Raw genomic sequence first — 18,195 nt, forward strand, 5'->3', positions numbered from 1 at the left:
TTAATACCCTTCAGATTCCAGATCAGGAAGAAACTCCGTGGTATCCAGCCGGCACACCGCTGTCTCAAGAGTGCCGTCCGGCATTAACGTCAGCCAGCGCCAGCCGGGCGCGAGTGCATCAATCGTAAACCCTGAGCAGTGCGGTTTAAACTGAACACAGGTGGAAGGCGTCGCCAGTACTCTGCGCCCCTGCCATAATTCATCCATTTCCTGATGAATATGACCACACAGCAAGGTCGCTGCCCGCGGGTACTTTTGCAGAATACTGTCCAGCTGATGAGAATTACGTAAGTTGTGTTGGTCGAGCCAGGCACAGCCAGAAGGCACAGGATGATGATGTAACAAGATAACCGTATCCCGTTCAGCAGCGGTTGCCAGCGCATTTTCCAGCCACTCCAGCTGAAACTCACTGAGCATACCGTGGGGGACACCATAAACCTGGCTGTCGAGTAACAATATCTGCCAGCGTTCCCCAAGCAGTACCCGTTTGGACTGACTGATACCGGCCTTTGCCAGAGTCTCATACATTGCCGGCTGGAAATCATGGTTTCCCGGCAGCCAGACACAGGGGGCCGGTAGACGCAGAATACCTTCGGCAAAGTGCTGATAGGCTTCTGCGGAGTGATCCTGCGACAAATCGCCGGTAGCAATAATCAGATCATATTGCTCCTGTCCTGCAATCACCGCATCCAGTACTGCCTGATAACCCGACCAGGTGTTCACACCAAGCAGTGATTCATCTTTTCCCTTAAACAAATGCGTATCGGTTATTTGCAGTACTTTAATCCGCGCGGTATCGGCAATCCCGGGTATTAACACACTATCCAAGGCAAATCCTTAGTGAGCACACCATTATTCTTTAATATACGGCTTCGGCCATTGCGCCATAAATAAGGCAATAACGCAGCCATTCGGCAAGAAACTGGTTTATCTGATGCTTTTCGTCACGCTGATGTAATTTTTTATTCGGATAATCATAGCGTGCTTTAAAACGATAGATCTGTTGCGTCGAACACACTTCCGCAACCATCGCATCATGATAAAGTCTGACAGACATCGCAGGCAGACTCCAGTAACTTACTGCAGGTGCTATCTGACTGATATTAACGACAGTGGTATAACGTGTTGATTCTTCTATTGTCAGACGATATCTGGCCCCCTTAATCTGGTAGGTGATAGTCTCGCCCTGTCGATCATTGCGGGGTAACAGACGCCGCAACTGAGCATAGTTAGTCTCATTAAGACGCATCATTTGCGGAAAATCGGGGGTATAACGTTGTTTCATGTGGTTTTCCATTGGTCTTTAAGTCGTTTGTGGTGCAGTTCAAGCCATTGCACAGCAATCACTGAAGCTGCATTATCAATAATCCCCTCTTCAACCCAGCGGTAAGCCTGCTCCCGGCTGACCACCCGGACAAGAATATCCTCATTCTCTTCCTCCAGCCCGTGACATCCTTTTGCCTGGCTGGCATCCACTTCCCCGACCATCACCGCAATACGTTCGCTGGTTCCCCCGGGACTCGACAGATAATTTAACACAGGTTCGATCCGGCCTACGGCTAATCCTGTTTCTTCCCGGGCTTCGCGCCGTGCAACCTCTTCATCTGACTCTCCCGGCTTGATCATACCCGCCACCATTTCCAGCAGCCATGGCGTTGCAGAGTTCTCATAGGCAGGGATACGTATCTGCTCGATCATAACCAGCTGGTCACGTGAAACATCATAGAGCATTAATACTACCGCATTGCCGCGTTCCAGCACTTCCCGTTCTACCACGCGGCTCATTTCACCGCTGAACAAACGATGGCGAAACCGGTACTTAATTAATGAAAAAAAACCTTTATAGACACTTTCCCTTGTAATAATTTCTACATCGCTGCGCCCGAAAATAACAGGTGATGATTTTTGACCCGGCATCGCTTCACTCCTGACAAGGTATAATGACAAGCTGACGTAAAGTTATATACTGCAATTGTGACATCAGATGGTGGAGAATTTCGGCTATTATTTCGCGTGTTCTGACGCAGATGGCACGTTCAGCCAACTTAACATGCCATCGTACTCTGATAGAATCGCTGATTATTTTTTGGCTCCCGACAGCACCATTTATGCAATTTCGCTGCAATACAAGGAATGCAAATGAAAAAATTGCTCCCAGTTATCATTAGCCTGAGTTTTGCCGGCTTTTCACAACTTAGCCAGGCCGAAGATTTGCTCCAGGTGTATCAACAGGCCCGTACTTCGAATCCGGACCTGCGCAGTGCTGCCGCCGATCGTGATGCCGCGTTTGAAAAAATCAATGAATCACGCAGCCCGCTGTTACCTCAGTTAGGTCTGGGCGGAGATTACGCTTTCAATAGCGGTTACCGGGATAACAGCGGTATTCATTCAAATACCACCAGCGCATCGTTACAGCTTACCCAGACAATCTTTGATATGTCTAAATGGCGCGCCCTGACATTACAGGAAAAAACAGCAGGTATTCAGGATGTTACCTATCAGGTAGCGCAACAGGAACTGATTCTGAATACTGCAACTGCCTATTTTAATGTACTGAATGCGATTGATACCCTGTCTTATACTGAAGCACAGAAACAGTCTATCTATCGTGAATTAGATCAGACCACCCAGCGTTTTAATGTCGGTCTGGTAGCGATTACTGACGTACAAAACGCCCGGGCGCAATACGATACGGTGCTGGCAAGTGAAGTCACAGCTCGTAATAATCTTGATAATATGGTCGAGAAATTACGTCAGGTGACAGGTAATGATTACAATGCACTGGCTTCCGTCAATACGGAACGCTTCAGAACCGAAAAACCGGAAAACGTTAATTCACTGCTGAAACAAGCCGACAATCATAACCTGTCATTGTTGTCTGCCCGTCTGTCGCAGGATTTAGCTCGCGAACAAATTAAATATGCTGAAACCGGACATATGCCAACCCTTGGTCTGACGGCATCGACCGGCTTATCCAACAGCAAATATGGCGGCAGCCGTGCTCATACTACCAGTTCTAACCAGGATTCCATTTCCGGGTCTAACCAGATTGGTCTGAGCTTGTCTATTCCGTTATATAGCGGTGGCTCTGTGACCTCTCAGGTCAAACAAGCGGAATTCAGCTTTGTCAGCGCCAGCGAGAAACTGGAAAGCGCACACCGTTCTGCGGTTCAGACTGTCCGGTCATCGTTTAACAACGTGAATGCATCAATCAGCAGCATCAATGCTTATAAACAGGCAGTGGTTTCGGCGAAAAGTTCCCTCGATGCCATGGAAGCCGGCTACCAGGTCGGCACCAGGACTATCGTTGATGTACTGGATGCAACCACCACCCTGTACAATGCACGCCAGCAATTGGCAGATGCACGTTATAGCTACCTGATTAATCAGCTGAATATTAAATATGCATTAGGTACCCTGAATGAGCAGGATCTCGGCGCCTTAAACGCTCAGCTCGGCCCGGAAGTACCAACCTCTCCGGATATTGTTGCTCCGGAAAATCCGCAGCAGGTTGCGGAAGCCGATGGCAATAACGCTCCGGTAACAGCAACACCGGCAGCAGAAAGGAAACCAGCCACCCCGCGTCACAGTGGTAACCCTTTCCGTCAGTAGTCTGTATTTGCCGGGGATCCTCGCCCCGGCAAACGTATAACAACGTAAAGATCCCCTCAGCATCAGCCTCCCAGCTTCATTTTTAACCGCCCTTCCCCTATCCTTAGGCCTGACCTTTGGGCTATGGAAAAATAAAATGAAACGGACAAAAAATATCCGCCATGCAGCATTCCGTAAAAGCTGGCAGGCGCGTCATCTGACGCCGGTCGCAGTCGCTATTTCGGCAGTTTTTATGCTTAGCGGCTGCGAACAAAAAGATGAAAATGTCTCTATGTATATGAATGCCGATCAATGCAGTAAAGCAAACCCCGGCCAGCAGGCACAGTGTGATTCGGCTTATAATAATGCGGTGAAAGAAGCAGCCCGCACAGCACCAAAGTATGCCAGCCGTGAAGACTGCGTGGCGGAGTTCGGCGAAAATCAGTGCCAGAAGGCACCGGCACAGGCATCAACCGCAGCAGAGCCTCAGCAAAGTGGCAGTTTCTGGATGCCACTGATGGCAGGTTATATGATGGGACGGATGATGGGCGGCGGTATGTCTCAGCCACTGTTTACACCGCGTAATGCCGCCAGCCCGGCCAACGGCCAATTTGTTGATGCCTCAGGAAAATCTTATGGGCCTGCCACCGGCGGCCGTACCGCGACAGTGCCAAAAAGTGCGATGGCCCCCAAACCGGCCACCACATCGACCATTACCCGTGGTGGTTTTGGTGAGTCGGTTGCCCGCCAGAATACAATGCAGCGTAATGCTGCCAGCCCGGCCAGCCGCAGCCCTGCCACAACGCGCAGTACCCGTTCTTTCGGAGGATAAACTGTATTATGCAACGCCTGCCCATAACTGAACGTCCGGACTGGCGCAGTAAAGCCGAAGAGTATGGTTTTAATTTTCACACCCTGTACGGAGAACCTTACTGGAGTGAAGATGCCTATTACCGCTTTACCCTGCCACAGGTCGAATATCTGGAAGACGTCACCGCTGAATTGCACCAGATGTGCTTACAGGCCGCAGAGCGCGTCATCGCCAGTGAACAGTTACTGGATAAGTTCCGGATCCCGAAACATGTCCGTGATTTTGTCCGCGAGTCCTGGCACAACCGGCAACCGTCACTTTACTCACGACTGGATCTCGCCTGGGGCGGCAGCGGTGATGCTAAGTTACTGGAAAATAACGCAGACACTCCCACTTCCTTATATGAAGCGGCTTTTTTTCAGTGGATCTGGCTGGAGGATCAAATGGCTGCCGGGCAGCTACCGGCAGGCAGTGATCAGTTTAACAGTCTTCAGGAAAAACTGATCGACCGATTCCGTCAGCTACAGCAACATTCTGGCTTCAATAGCCTGCATCTGAGTTGCTGCCAGCACAGCAGCGAAGATCGGGCCACAGTTCAGTATTTACAGGACTGTGCCAGTGAGGCCGGGCTGCCAAACGAATTTCTGTATATTGATGATATCGGCCTCGGTGAAAAAGGGCAGTTTACTGATCTTCAGGATCAGGTGATCAGTAATCTGTTCAAACTCTACCCCTGGGAATTTATGTTCAGGGAATCTTTCTCAATGAAACTGGCCGATGCCGGGGTTCGCTGGCTGGAACCGGCATGGAAAAGCATTATCTCAAATAAAGCCATCCTGCCATTACTCTGGGAAATGTTTCCCGGCCACCCTAATCTGTTGCCGGCATGGTTTTCCGAAGATAACCCGCCGTTGCCGGAGAAATATGTTATTAAACCGCTATTTTCCCGCGAAGGCTCGAATATCCGGATTATCGATCAGGGCCGTGAGATAGCCAGTGCCGACGGGCCTTACGGTGAAGAAGGCACCATTATCCAGCAATATCATCCGTTACCCGAGTTTGACGGTAATCATACGGTGATTGGCAGCTGGCTAATCGATGACCAGCCTGCCGGTATAGGACTGCGTGAAGATAAGCAACTGATTACCCAGGACCTGTCACGCTTCTATCCGCACTGTTTTACCGGCTGAAACAGCTATCAGGGGCGCGTTTGCTGCCCCTGGTTTTATCATTCATGAGTCAGCCAGCACCGACAACATACTCAGTGACCCCATTTCAATACCATCGACCGGTATTGAAATTTTATCGCCCGGTAATACCGCCCCCAGCACATACAACAAGGGCAGATAGTGTTCAGGGGAAGGATTAGACAACACCGCGCCCTCATGTTGCATAAAGTTAACTAACGGATGCTGTGCCCTGTCGCCCTGCCAGTGCAGATTTTCCCGCACAAAATTATTAAATGATTCAGCCCAGGGATAAGCCCCGGATCCGCCTTCCCAGCGTACTTTACGCAGGTTATGCACCATATTACCGCTGGCCACAATCATGACGCCCTGTTCACGCAGGGCGGCCAGTTTCTGACCGAGAGCAAAGTGATATTCGGCTGGCTGAGTCCCGTCAATACTGAGCTGCACAACCGGAATGGATGCGTCCGGATACATTTTTATCAGTACTCCCCATGACCCGTGGTCCAGTCCCCATTCCTGATCCAGCGTTACCGGCACCGGCGCTAATAATTCGGCAACCTGTGCCGCAAGGGCCGGTGAACCCGGCGCCGGGTAACGGGTATCAAATAATGCCTGAGGGAATCCACCGAAGTCATGGATCGTCCGTGGCTCCGCCATTGCAGTTACCGCCGTTCCACGGGTATACCAGTGAGCAGAAATGGCAACAATGGCGGTCGGTCGTGGTAATGCTTCCCCCAGCGCCTGCCAGCATTGAGTATAACGATTATCTTCCAGCACATTCATCGGGCTGCCATGGCCGAGGAATACAGCCGGCATACGTGAACCTGTCATAAATAAACTCCGCAAATCAGCTTTCTAATGCATACCAACATACGCTTTTTTATCAGGAACACACGCGGGGGATAATGATGATCATATTCAGAGAATTTGAATGAAATAATACGAAGAACAATCAATTGGTTATAATAAAAAAGCTGACACTCCGGTCAGCTTTTTTGATGGTATGCTACTGCAGTACAGGGTCTCAGACTGCCTGACGATTATCGTGTTGCTGCCGCCATGCAATCAGATCTTCGATAGTCACTACCGGCATATCATGCTGTTTCGCAAAAGCGATCGCTTCCGGTGCCCGCGCCATCGTACCGTCATCATTGGTCAGTTCACAAAGTACACCCATCGGTTTAAAACCGGCCAGACGCACCAGATCAATAGTTGCTTCTGTGTGTCCGCCACGGGTCAGTACACCGCCTTCACGGGCACGCAACGGGAAGACATGGCCGGGACGATTCAAATCGGAAGGCTGTGCATCGTCCGCAATGGCAGCACCTATAGTTGTGATACGATCCCTGGCCGATACACCGGTCGTTACGCCCTGAACCGCTTCAATGGTTACTGTAAAGCCGGTACCATAAGCACTGGTATTGTTTTCTACCATCATCGGCAGATCAAGCTGACGACGACGCTGTTCGGTCATGCACAGACATACAATGCCACTGCCATGACGGATGGTCAGCGCCATCTGCTCCACGGTCATGGTTTCGGCTGCGAAGATCATATCTGCTTCGTTTTCACGATCTTCATCGTCCAGCACCATCACCCCGCGTCGTTCACGCAGTGCGGAAAATGCACGTTCCACACGCTGTTCAGGCGTGCCAAATTCAGAAAGAAGTGTCTGATTCATGGTAAAAACCCTTTAGTTATAAATGTTACCAGAACCAGGGCAGCTTAGGAGGAATGTCAGCAAGACAAAAAATAACGGTAAGAACCGGTCAGGTCCGTCATATATCGTTACCCTCTCCCATCCGGACTATAACCGTCGGCCCCGGAATTACACCGGATCTGCTGACCTTCAGCCACAGGCTGAAGCGCTCGCGGGCTTTCAGTGAAAACTGATTTACCGCCGGTGGGGAGTTTCGCCCCGCCCTGAGAATAAGCAAATTCACTATATCCCCTATTGTAAAAAACGGCAATCACCGGACGGCTAAAAGTTATTAACCATTACTGCGGTTTAATTTATAGGTTTCCCGTTGACGGCTGAGGGATTACACTTGTCTTATTCAGGAGGCGGCCAGCGGCGGCGCCTCATTCGCTTCAGGGCGACCACCACAGGAATCTGTCATGATTGATGCTAAGAAAATTGAACAACTCGCCCGCCAGGTACAGGATGCGATGCCACAAGGGATCCGCAATTTAGGCGGTGACGTCGAGAAGAAAATCCGTCAGGTACTACAGGCCCAGCTTGGCCGTATGGATTTGGTTAACCGCGAAGAGTTTGATGTGCAGACTCAGGTATTGCTGCGCACCCGTGAAAAACTGGCAGCGCTGGAGCTCCGGCTGAATGCCCTGGAAGCAGCAGCTTCGGTACCGGCCACAGAACAAAAACCGTCAGAGACTGACGCCTAGTACAGAGATACGGGGACCTGTGGTCCCCGTATCTTGTTGCTGAACGATCAGGACTGACGGCTGGTAATGGTCCTGATGATATTGGTTGTCGAGATACCGTCTTCAAAATTAAGAATACGCACCTCTCCGCCGTTCGCCACAACCTCTTTTCCCCCGGCAACATCTTCCGGCTTATAGTCACCGCCTTTGACCAGCAAATCCGGTAAAATTTCGCCGATCAGACGCTGCGGAGTATCTTCTTCAAAGGAAACCACCCAGTCTACAGCTTCCAGTGCCCCCAGAACCGTCATGCGGTTAATCAGCGGATTCACCGGACGACTGCTTCCTTTCAGACGGCGGGTCGAAGCATCACTGTTCACCGCAACAATCAGCCGGTCGCCGAGGTTACGGGCATTTGCCAGATAAGAAACATGACCGGCATGCAGAATGTCGAATACGCCGTTCGTCATGACGACTTTTTCACCACGGGCACGGGCCTGTTCGACCACAGACTTCAGTTGCTGCTCATTCATCACACCAAAGCCGCTGTCCGGACGGGCATGAATTGCATTTTCCAGCTCAACAGGACTGACTGTCGAAGTACCCAGTTTTCCGACGACCACGCCGGCACCGGCATTCGCCAGGAAACAGGCATCTTCCAGAGAGCAACCGGCTGCCAGCGATGCTGCCAGCACCCCTATCACCGTATCTCCGGCTCCGGTAACATCATAAACTTCCTGTGCCAGGGTCGGTAAATGCACAGGATCTTTCCCTGGTTGTAATAAGGTCATACCATGTTCTGAACGGGTGACCAGTAAAGCGGATAATTCATAATCCGCCACCAGCGCCATCCCCCGCTCAATGATATCATCGACATTACGGCATTTACCGGCCACAGCTTCGAATTCGGACAGATTAGGTGTCAGCAGTGTGGCGCCGCGATAGCGCTCAAAATCAGTGCCTTTCGGGTCAATCAATACAGGAACCCCGGCATCGCGGGCAAGACGGATCAGCGTCTGTACATCAGATAAGGCACCTTTGGCATAATCGGAAAGCACCACTGCTCCGACTTTACCGACGGTTTCCCGCATCCGCTGATTAATCGGCTCAGGGTCAATATTTTCAAACCCTTCTTCAAAATCGAGACGAATTAACTGCTGATTACGCGACAGAATACGTAATTTAGTGATCGTCGGATGCGTGCTTACCGGGACAAAATTACACCCGACATGCACTTTTTCCAGGGTGCGGGACAGGGTGGCTGCAGCGTCATCGGCACCGGTTAACCCGATAATTTGTGAAGCCGTTCCGAGCGCGGCAATGTTCATTGCGACGTTGGCCGCACCGCCAGGCCGCTCTTCTATCGTTTCTACTTTAACCACAGGTACCGGGGCTTCAGGAGATATTCGTTGTGTCGGTCCATACCAGTAACGATCTAACATAACGTCACCAATCACCAATACACCCGCACGGCCAAAATCAGGCAGCGTTACTTTCATTCCAGAGACTCCAGAGCGTGTAAACCAGACTAAAAAATTTTGCCGATAATAACATAAACACCCGCAGGTAGCTGTTATCTGCAAACCAAATCGGCGGGCCGGGTTACCTGCCCTGAAAATAAATCTTAACTATGGCAACAGACAGACGGAAAAGTTGCGCTGCTTTATACGGGTGACTGTGCCAGCCAGTGATGCCAGCTCTGGCTGACTGTCTGCCGTTGTACTGAGTATAAATCCGCAGCAACCGCAGCAGGCAGAGATTGCAATGCCAGCTGGTGCAAGGCATCCCGTAAAGTGACATAGGTGGCCGTCAATTGTGCCGCTTCTTCTTCCTGCATAATACCGGCAGCGGCCATCGCCTCAAAGATCCGCACATTATCCGGCCAGCGGGCCAGTTCAGGCTGACGGGATGCATGACTGAGCACCAGATACTGGGCGATAAATTCAATATCAGTGATACCGCCACTGTCAGCCTTAATGTCCCAGCGCCCCTTATGTTTATTCCCCAGATGCTGACGCATTTTTTCGCGCATTTCCCGGACTTCTTTTTGCAGTGTTTGTGCCTGTCTTGGCAGACAGAGAATATCACGACGGATAGCGTTAAAACGCTCCGCCAGGGCCGGTTCACCAAAGACAATCCGTGCCCGCACCAGGGCCTGATGTTCCCAGGTCCAGGCCTCTTCACGCTGATACTGGTGGAATGCACTGAAAGTACTGACCAGCATCCCAGCCGCACCTGACGGACGAAGTCTGGCATCCACTTCATATAAAATACCGGAGGCAGTACGGGTGCTGAACAGATGCATAATGCGCTGTGTCAGACGCAGATAAAACTGGCGACTGTCGATGCTACGTGGCCCGTCAGTCGAAGAATCTTCGGGGCAATCATGCAAAAAAACCAGGTCAAGATCTGAGCTGTACCCCAGTTCCAGCCCACCCAGTTTGCCATACCCCACGACTGCAAAACCGTACTGCTGCGGATCACTCAGATGGCAGGGCCGCCCGTAACGGGCAACCATCATATTCCATGCCTGGCGGACCACCATTTCCAGAATAGCTTCCGCCAGCCAGGTCAGATGATCACTGACTTTCATCACCGGCAGCGTTCTGGCTATATCAGCTGCAGCAATATGTAACTGCTGAGTTTGCTTAAACTGACGTAATGCTTCCAGTTGTTGTTCTTCATCATCTGCCGGAATACGCATCAGGTACTGGCGTAACTCATCACGGTAAGCATCGATAGCCGGCGGATGATACAGGGTGGCAGGATCCAGCAACTCATCCAGCAACAACGGGTAACGAGCCAGCTGATCCGCGACCATTGGTGAAGCAGCACACAGCCGGATTAGATGCGACAATGCACCGGGATACTCTGTCAGCAGTTCCAGATAAGTGCTGCGGGTAAGCACGCCGCTCAGTAGCGGAATCAAACGGTGCAGCGTTTCATCGGCCTGCGGGCCGCCACAGAGCTCAGCCAGCAAACGGGGCATCAGCTGATCGAGAGCCTGCCGGCCACGCGGCCCGATAGTCCGGCGCGCGACGTCCTGCCGGAAATCATGCAACTGTTTCAGCAGCCGCTGCCGCTGTTGATCATCAAGTCCGGGTGTCAGGGGCTGTAATTCCCCGGCATGATAATCCCCGAGCCACAATTCACTGTAATCACTCAGTTCACTCTGTTCTGCGGCCCCCGGGACATCCTCCCCGATTAATTCATCGAAAATAGTACGCACATTTTCCATATGCTGAGCCAGGGTAGTACACAGGCCAGACCAGTCCTGTTCACCCATCGCCCATGACAGCCGTTGCCGGTACAGAGTATCGGAAGGCAGGGTCTGGGTTTGCTGATCATTAATACTTTGCAACAGGTTTTCCAGCCGCCGCAGCCAGAGATAGGCATCGCTTAACCGGGTCACTTGCTGGCCGGGCAGCAAGCCCAGACTGGCGACAGAATCAAGCGCTGCCAGCCAGGAACGTTGCTGAAGTGAACGCTCACGTCCGCCACGGATTAGCTGAAATACCTGAACGATAAATTCACATTCGCGGATCCCTCCGGCACCGAGTTTAATATTATCGGTCAGGCCACGACGACGTACTTCGCGGGCAATCATCCCTTTCATGGTACGTAATGACTGGATCACACTAAAATCAATATAACGCCGGTAGACAAAAGGCCGCAGCATCTGCTGCAGTTCCTGATATCCCTCATTATCCGACTGTCCCAGGATACGAGCCTTTACCATGGCGTAACGTTCCCAGTCACGCCCCTGCTCCTGGTAATAATCCTCCAGTGCAGCAAAACTCATCACCAGCGGCCCGCTGTCGCCAAAAGGCCGAAGGCGCATATCCACCCGATAGACAAAACCTTCCGGCGTTTGCTGATCCAGCAGTTTAATCAGCCGCTGTCCCATACGGGTAAAAAACAGGGTGTTATCCAGTTGCCGCCTTCCGCCGCGGGTGGTTCCCGCGGCAGGCCAGGCGAAGATTAAATCAATATCCGAAGAGAAGTTCAGTTCACGGCCACCCAGCTTCCCCATACCCAGAATATATAATGGCTGTTCGACACCTTCATGGCTGCAGGGGGTTCCCCATTCGAGACAGCATTGCCGGTAAACCCAGTCACGTGCGGCAATAATTAATACTTCCGCCAGTTCACTCAGCTGTAACAGGCTTTGCCGGGTCGTCGCCACCGACAGCGATTGCATCCAGGCGATTCTGACCATCATATAACGTCGGAAATGACGTAAGGCCTGCATAACTGCAGCCTCACTGTCGGCACCTTCCAGCCACTCAGCCAGCCATAACCGATACTGTTGCCATTCATCAGGTGCGGGCGGATATTGTTGCAGTCGCCGCCACCAGTCCGGATGCTGCAGCAGGCTTTCTGCTACAAAATCACTGAATGCCAGAACGGCGCACGCATCTTCGCCCGGAGGCAACAATGGAAAACCGGGCATTTCTGCCACTTTCCTGTATTGCTCCTGCATCAGTAAAGGTAACGGCAACATACTATATTCCCTGTGATATCTGATGAAATGGTCTGATGTTATTCGCTGACTTTGCCCGGTTCATTACCGTTAAGCCAGAACGCTGCCTGGCGATGCAATGAACGCAGCGTCCACGGCAGGTCATGATAACGTTCCTGATGAATTTGCTGTAATACCTGCCACCATGGCGCCAGCCACTCATCGACGGCTGTCAGCGGATAGGCTCCGCATAACAGGCAAACCGCCAGTATCTGCCGGTGAATACGCTGAGCTTTATCCTGATACCCTGCAGGCTGACTAACTTCAGCCGTGGTGCCTTTTAGTTCCGCCACCACCCGGCCCAGCATCACGTCACAAAAACGTTTAAAAGAGCCCTGCAGTTTTTTACGGTGTTTCTCTTCCAGTACGGCTTTCCACGGTTGCTCGGTCAGCCAGTGAGTCAGTGCTAACTGGGTTTCTGCCGAGGCAGCAGAGAAACAGAGCTCCTCAGCAGGGCTGTCAACCGCTGACTGCGCCAGGGTCAGCAATAATTCACGTAACCGGCCAGTGGCTTTACGGGGGATCATGCTGCCAAACAGGGTAAACACTTCCCGGATACCTAACAGTATCTCCCGCACCCGCACGCCGGCCTCTTTGTTACCTTCCAGCCATAACTCTTCATGGTATTGCCATTCATTCAGCAATACAGACAACATCGTTTGCAGGCCCTGTTCACAGGTCAGTTTTTTCTCTGCCTGCACCCGCGGGAACGGACGGACATTTTTCGGCGGATTTCCCTGAGCCAGATGATAGCCCCTGGCCGCTTTACTCAGACTGCCGGGCCGCAGTCCGCCGCCGGCAATTAACTCAAAGGCAAATGCCATCAGTGCCTGACGTGTACCTTTTTTCAGCTCCAGCTCCACTTCAAACAGCGGAGTCTGCAACTCTCCGGCAATGACAGCGCCCTGGTCAAAAGCCACTTCAATTTCACTGTCACCACAACTCACCAGCCATTTCTCACGGACAAAATCCGTACGGAACAAGGGCTGCAGTCGCTGTTGGAGTTCCGTAACATCAATACCTTCCGGCCAGACACTTTCCGGCAATAAGCGAATATCCAGAGTGTCGTCAGCTAAGCTGACATTAAATTCCGGACGCTGATGTAATCCGCCAATCGTCTGGCCGCTGGTTTTCAGCGTCATTTCATAGTGCTGATTGATACCGCGGATCCGTAACCCCATATCCCAGCGGCGTAACTGATTATCAGGCGTTTCAAAATAGATATTTGCCAAAGCCTGAGGCGCAGAGTGCTGGTGAGGCCAGCCATTAAGACGGTCTGCCAGTTGTGAGGCAGCCAGCGGACTGGCAATGAACTTTAGTTCTGTTTCGATGGTCATAGAATCTCTGAATGTCACAATTACTATCAATAAACCGTTAAATTACTCCGCTTCCAGAGTAATCCAGTAAAGACGCACTGTCTTTGATTTGTTAGGCTTTAGCATCGCCGAGAACAGGAAAGTTCTCATTTATCTCTATACAGCCCCTCTCCAGACTGTGGCATTAAATTTACCCATATACTATGCAAAAACGACGTCTAATGAATAAACTTACACGCACTGGCCTTTTTTTCCTGGCTTTCAGTAGTATAGCCCCTGCGGTTCATGCTGATACTACCCGTTACATTTCCGATGAACTGTCAACCTGGGTACGCAGTGGTCCCGGTGACCAGTATCGCCTGGTCGGTAAACTGAATGCCGGTGAACAAGTAACACTGCTGCAGTCCAGCCCGGACACTAAGTATGCTGAAATCCGCGACTCCCAGGGCCGTACTAACTGGATCCCCCTGTCTCAGCTGAGTGAAACCCCCAGTCTGCGTACTCAGGTACCGCAGTTGCAACAACAGGTAAAAGATCTCACTGATAAGCTGGCGAATATTGATACCAGCTGGAATCAGCGTACTGCCGATATGCAGAAAAAGGTAGCGGGCAGTGACGGAGCAATTAACACACTGAAACAGGAAAATCAGAACCTGAAGAATGCACTGATTGTGGCACAGAAAAAAGTCGATGCCGCTAATGTTCAGTTGGATGACAAGCAACGTGCGATTATCATGCAATGGTTTATGTATGGCGGTGGTGTAATGGGACTGGGGCTATTAATCGGTCTGTTACTGCCACGTATGATGCCACGCCGTAAAAGTAACGATCGCTGGATGCGCTGACTGCTGGCCGGGACGTCCCGGAATTTACTGTTCTGTACAGCCGCTTCCGCCAGCTAATCTCAGCCGTATGCGGGAACGACGGAGAAACACAGGAGTGATACAGTGAAAACATATCTGGTCGGTGGTGCCGTCCGCGATGCCATGCTTAATCTGCCGGTCAAAGATCGGGACTGGGTGGTGGTCGGTGCCACGCCGCAGGCGCTGCTGTCTGAAGGCTATCAGCAGGCTGGCCGGGATTTCCCGGTTTTTTTACATCCCGACAGTCATGAAGAGTATGCCCTTGCCCGCACCGAGAAAAAAGCCGGCCACGGCTATACGGGATTTACGACCTGTTTCTCCCCGGATGTCACCCTGAAAGAAGATTTGCAGCGGCGCGACCTGACGATTAACGCCATGGCTCAGGACAGCCACGGGGAAATCATTGACCCCTGGCACGGCCAGCGGGATCTGCAGCAGCGTCTGTTGCGCCATGTTTCTCCTGCCTTTGTTGATGACCCGCTGCGGGTATTGCGGGTCGCCCGATTCGCCGCCCGTTTTGCCGACCTGGGATTTACGATTGCAGAAGAGACCATGGCGCTGATGACACAACTCTCCGGCAGCGGAGAATTGCAACATCTGACCGCCGAGCGGGTCTGGAAAGAAACAGAAAAAGCCCTGACTGTCCGGCAACCGGAAGTGTATTTCCGGGTGTTACGCCAGTGCGGTGCTCTGAAAGTATTATTTCCGGAGCTGGATAATCTGTTCGGGGTCCCTGCGCCGGTCAAATGGCATCCGGAAATCGATACCGGTATCCATAGTCTGATGACACTGGCTATGGCTGCCAGACTGACAGAAGACCCGGCCATCCGTTTTTCTGCCCTGTTTCATGATGCCGGTAAAGCACTGACGCCGGAAGCACTGCTGCCGTCTCATCCCGGCCACGGCATTGCCGGTTTACCGCTAGTAACCGCCCTGTGCCTGCGTCTGAAAGTGCCTAATCACTTCCGCGATCTGGCATTAGTCATCACCGAGTTTCATGATGTGATTCATACCGTCCAGCGTCAGCCGGCAGAGAACATTATCCGTCTGTTTGACCGGATTGATGTATGGCGGAAACCGGAGCGGCTTGAACAACTGACGATTGCCAGCGAAGCAGATGCCCGCGGACGTAAAGGGCTGACGGAGCAGCAATATCCACAGGCGATGTTTATCAGAGAGTTATATAATCTGGCTGCCGCAGTTCCCGTCACCGACATCGTCAGAGCGGGTTTTAAAGGCCCCGATATTCGTCATGAGCTGACCCGGCGACGTATTCAGGCCATTCGCCCTTCCTGTCCATAAATATCAGCTCAGTGGTGCAACGCAGCCATACACGCCGTACGGGGACGGTAATCGGTCCCCGTACGGCTGCGCTGTCAGGTAAAAATAAAATAGACTACTGCTGCAAGAATAAAGCGATAGATAGCAAACGGCACAAACGAAATGCGTTTTATCAGTTCAAGGAAAACTTTAATTGCCACCAATGCCACCAGAAAAGCGACGATAAACCCGGTAGCAAACATAGGTATATCACTCAGGGTCAGGAAACCCAGGCTCTTGTAGAGATCCAGCGCTGTTGCTCCCATCATCATCGGCACCGCCAGCAGAAACGAAAATGCGGACGCCGCAAAGCGGCTGATCCCCATCAGCATCCCTCCGGAAATGGTCGCTCCTGAGCGTGAAAACCCCGGCCATAAGGCCAGACACTGGAAACAGCCAATCATAAACGCCTGCCGGTAAGTGATATCATCCAGGCCAACGGACTTCGGTTGTTTTGGTTTAAAGTACTCGGCCAGTAACAGCAGAATGCCACCGGCGATTAAGGCATACATCACATTCAGCGGTGTAAACAGGGACTTTATCCGGTCATGTAATATCAATCCCAGCACTACCGCGGGGATCATCCCCAGCAGAATATGGATCAGTGTCAGGTGTCCGTTTCCCCTGCCCTGGTGGGGGACTTTACCGAAATGAATCCCTATCAGGCCAAATAACCGGCGCCAGAACATAACCACCACCGCCAGAATAGACCCCAACTGAATAACCACTTCAAAAGTATCCGCAGTTTTACCCTCGAATCCCAGTAAGTAGCCGACAATAATCATATGACCGGTCGAAGAAACTGGTAAAAACTCAGTCAGCCCCTCAACCATCCCCAGAATAGCCGCGATCAACAGGTGATGCATATCCGCCATCAAAATACCCTCTCCAAATCCACCCGATAAAAACACCACAATTGCTCATCCGGACACGGACGATATCCGTCAGTCGTTATATCGTCTGCGGGGCTGTGGCCGGTCTGTTGCGTACAACAGATAATCCCGGTCAGCAAGCGCCCGGACGTAAAGACAATTAATACTCTGGTCGGGTTTCATTTTGATGGCAATTATTTAATACCAGTTACTGGTTATTTAGGAATAACGCCACGTTCGATACGTACACCGACCTGACTCGCCTGAGCCACTGCCCCCGGCTTACTCACCTTTATTCTGACGCCTTCCAGAGCAAAACGACGGATCAGTAACTCAGCAACTTCTTCTGCCACCCGTTCTACCAGCGCAAAACGCTGTCCCTGTAAGTGCTGTAATACCGCATCAGAGACATCTGCATAACTCAGACAATCTGCCACATCGTCACTCTTTGCCGCCTGCCGGTTATCCCAGGCCATCTCAATATCCAGTAACAATTTCTGCCGGATTGTCTGTTCCCAGTCATAGGCGCCGATGGTGGTAAATACTGTCAGTTGTTCAATAAAGACTATATCCATGATGCTACTCTCTGTGTTTTTACGGTTATCAGATACCACTTCCGCTGCTTTATGCGTATTATCCAGTCAGCAACCCAAACAACGGACAGGTATGGACGGTATTATGACAGTAATCGCGGCGGGTATGATCCTTTTTGCGTATCTTTGCGGCTCCGTTTCCGGCGCAATATTGCTGTGCAAAATCTGCGGTTATCCGGATCCACGTACCCGGGGTTCCGGTAATCCGGGGGCGACCAATATTTTGCGCGTCGGCGGAAAACTGGCTGCCGTTGCTGTATTACTGTTTGATGTATTTAAAGGGATGTTACCGGTGTGGCTGGCGTACACACTGCATGTTTCGCCCTTTTATCTCGGCCTGACGGCGATCGCTGCCTGCCTCGGTCATATTTATCCGTTGTTTTTCAATTTTCAGGGCGGGAAAGGCGTGGCAACCGCTCTCGGCGCCATAGCACCGATCGGCTGGGACTTGACAGGACTGATGATGGGGACATGGATATTGACGGTATTACTCAGTGGTTATTCATCGCTGGGGGCAATTATCAGTGCCCTGATAGCCCCGTTTTATGTGTGGTGGTTCAAGCCGCAATTCACGTTTCCGGTCTCAATGCTTTCCTGTCTGATCCTGCTGCGACATCATGACAATATCCAGCGGTTATGGCGCGGACGGGAGCATCGCTTGTGGAAACGTCGCTCCCGGCATCGCTCCTCAGACCAGCAGTAAACCAGCCATTATCTGCGGCTGGTCTGACACTG

The 18,195-nt window shown here is 51.6% G+C and carries 17 protein-coding genes and 1 riboswitch; of the genes, 7 read left to right on the forward strand and 10 right to left on the reverse strand.

The features are described 5' to 3' along the window. From cpdA to nudF, 3 genes are read right to left on the reverse strand one after another with little or no spacing between them, the layout of a single operon-like run. Positions 1–828 (reverse strand): 3',5'-cyclic-AMP phosphodiesterase, encoded by an 828-nt coding sequence (cpdA, locus tag JK211_RS10020; RefSeq protein ID WP_212708536.1) that lies wholly within the window; start codon positions 826–828, stop codon positions 1–3. Positions 829–859: 31 nt separating this feature from the next. Next, on the reverse strand, positions 860–1,285 hold the full coding sequence (locus tag JK211_RS10025) for a DUF1249 family protein (RefSeq protein WP_212708537.1): 426 nt from the start codon (positions 1,283–1,285) through the stop codon (positions 860–862). Further along, positions 1,282–1,917 (reverse strand): ADP-ribose diphosphatase, encoded by a 636-nt coding sequence (gene nudF / locus JK211_RS10030; protein ID WP_212708538.1) that lies wholly within the window; start codon positions 1,915–1,917, stop codon positions 1,282–1,284. The genes JK211_RS10025 and nudF overlap by 4 nt, the downstream gene beginning before the upstream one ends. A gap of 222 nt (positions 1,918–2,139) precedes the next feature. Between nudF and tolC the strand changes: the two genes are divergently transcribed. The 3 genes from tolC (at position 2,140) to JK211_RS10045 (ending at position 5,592) form a co-directional block, all read left to right on the forward strand. Further along, entirely contained in the window at positions 2,140–3,612 is a 1,473-nt protein-coding gene (tolC, locus tag JK211_RS10035; protein WP_212708539.1) for an outer membrane channel protein TolC, read from the forward strand. A 136-nt stretch (positions 3,613–3,748) separates the two neighbouring features. Continuing rightward, on the forward strand, positions 3,749–4,423 hold the full coding sequence (locus JK211_RS10040; RefSeq protein WP_212708540.1) for a DUF1190 family protein: 675 nt from the start codon (positions 3,749–3,751) through the stop codon (positions 4,421–4,423). 8 nt (positions 4,424–4,431) lie between these two features. Then, complete coding sequence (locus JK211_RS10045) at positions 4,432–5,592, forward strand: glutathionylspermidine synthase family protein (protein WP_212708541.1); 1,161 nt, start codon at positions 4,432–4,434, stop codon at positions 5,590–5,592. 42 nt (positions 5,593–5,634) lie between these two features. On the opposite strand, the gene ygiD is transcribed toward JK211_RS10045, so the two are convergent. Next, on the reverse strand, positions 5,635–6,423 hold the full coding sequence (ygiD, locus tag JK211_RS10050; RefSeq protein WP_212708542.1) for a 4,5-DOPA dioxygenase extradiol: 789 nt from the start codon (positions 6,421–6,423) through the stop codon (positions 5,635–5,637). 193 nt (positions 6,424–6,616) lie between these two features. Further along, positions 6,617–7,273 carry a 3,4-dihydroxy-2-butanone-4-phosphate synthase gene (gene ribB / locus JK211_RS10055; protein ID WP_212708543.1) on the reverse strand — a complete coding sequence of 219 codons (657 nt, stop codon included), beginning with the start codon at positions 7,271–7,273 and terminating at the stop codon, positions 6,617–6,619. Positions 7,274–7,378: 105 nt separating this feature from the next. Continuing rightward, a riboswitch (FMN riboswitch) is annotated at positions 7,379–7,527 on the reverse strand. Positions 7,528–7,710: 183 nt separating this feature from the next. Here ribB and JK211_RS10060 point away from each other — a divergent pair. Then, positions 7,711–7,995 (forward strand): accessory factor UbiK family protein, encoded by a 285-nt coding sequence (locus tag JK211_RS10060; RefSeq protein ID WP_212708544.1) that lies wholly within the window; start codon positions 7,711–7,713, stop codon positions 7,993–7,995. Positions 7,996–8,042: 47 nt separating this feature from the next. Here JK211_RS10060 and hldE read toward each other — a convergent pair whose 3' ends face one another. The 3 genes from hldE to JK211_RS10075 all read right to left on the reverse strand — a co-directional run bounded on the left by hldE (position 8,043) and on the right by JK211_RS10075 (position 13,833). After that, entirely contained in the window at positions 8,043–9,473 is a 1,431-nt protein-coding gene (gene hldE / locus JK211_RS10065; protein ID WP_212708545.1) for a bifunctional D-glycero-beta-D-manno-heptose-7-phosphate kinase/D-glycero-beta-D-manno-heptose 1-phosphate adenylyltransferase HldE, read from the reverse strand. A 164-nt stretch (positions 9,474–9,637) separates the two neighbouring features. Beyond that, positions 9,638–12,427 (reverse strand): bifunctional [glutamate--ammonia ligase]-adenylyl-L-tyrosine phosphorylase/[glutamate--ammonia-ligase] adenylyltransferase, encoded by a 2,790-nt coding sequence (glnE, locus tag JK211_RS10070; RefSeq protein WP_249213284.1) that lies wholly within the window; start codon positions 12,425–12,427, stop codon positions 9,638–9,640. Positions 12,428–12,516: 89 nt separating this feature from the next. Next, a complete protein-coding gene (locus tag JK211_RS10075; protein ID WP_212708547.1) occupies positions 12,517–13,833 on the reverse strand; it encodes an inorganic triphosphatase in 1,317 nt (438 codons plus the stop codon). Between the two features lie 200 nt (positions 13,834–14,033). Between JK211_RS10075 and JK211_RS10080 the strand changes: the two genes are divergently transcribed. Further along, on the forward strand, positions 14,034–14,657 hold the full coding sequence (locus tag JK211_RS10080) for a TIGR04211 family SH3 domain-containing protein (protein WP_212708548.1): 624 nt from the start codon (positions 14,034–14,036) through the stop codon (positions 14,655–14,657). A gap of 102 nt (positions 14,658–14,759) precedes the next feature. Continuing rightward, entirely contained in the window at positions 14,760–15,977 is a 1,218-nt protein-coding gene (locus JK211_RS10085) for a multifunctional CCA addition/repair protein (RefSeq protein WP_212708549.1), read from the forward strand. Between the two features lie 74 nt (positions 15,978–16,051). Here JK211_RS10085 and bacA read toward each other — a convergent pair whose 3' ends face one another. Beyond that, on the reverse strand, positions 16,052–16,870 hold the full coding sequence (bacA, locus tag JK211_RS10090) for an undecaprenyl-diphosphate phosphatase (protein ID WP_212708550.1): 819 nt from the start codon (positions 16,868–16,870) through the stop codon (positions 16,052–16,054). A gap of 212 nt (positions 16,871–17,082) precedes the next feature. Continuing rightward, a complete protein-coding gene (gene folB / locus JK211_RS10095) occupies positions 17,083–17,442 on the reverse strand; it encodes a bifunctional dihydroneopterin aldolase/7,8-dihydroneopterin epimerase (protein WP_212708551.1) in 360 nt (119 codons plus the stop codon). A gap of 103 nt (positions 17,443–17,545) precedes the next feature. On the opposite strand from folB, the gene plsY reads away from it, so the two are divergent. After that, on the forward strand, positions 17,546–18,163 hold the full coding sequence (gene plsY, locus JK211_RS10100) for a glycerol-3-phosphate 1-O-acyltransferase PlsY (RefSeq protein WP_212708583.1): 618 nt from the start codon (positions 17,546–17,548) through the stop codon (positions 18,161–18,163). Positions 18,164–18,195: the final 32 nt, after the last annotated feature.

The sequence above is a fragment of the Tatumella sp. JGM130 genome (genome assembly GCF_018257525.1).
Taxonomy (GTDB): domain Bacteria; phylum Pseudomonadota; class Gammaproteobacteria; order Enterobacterales; family Enterobacteriaceae; genus Tatumella; species Tatumella punctata.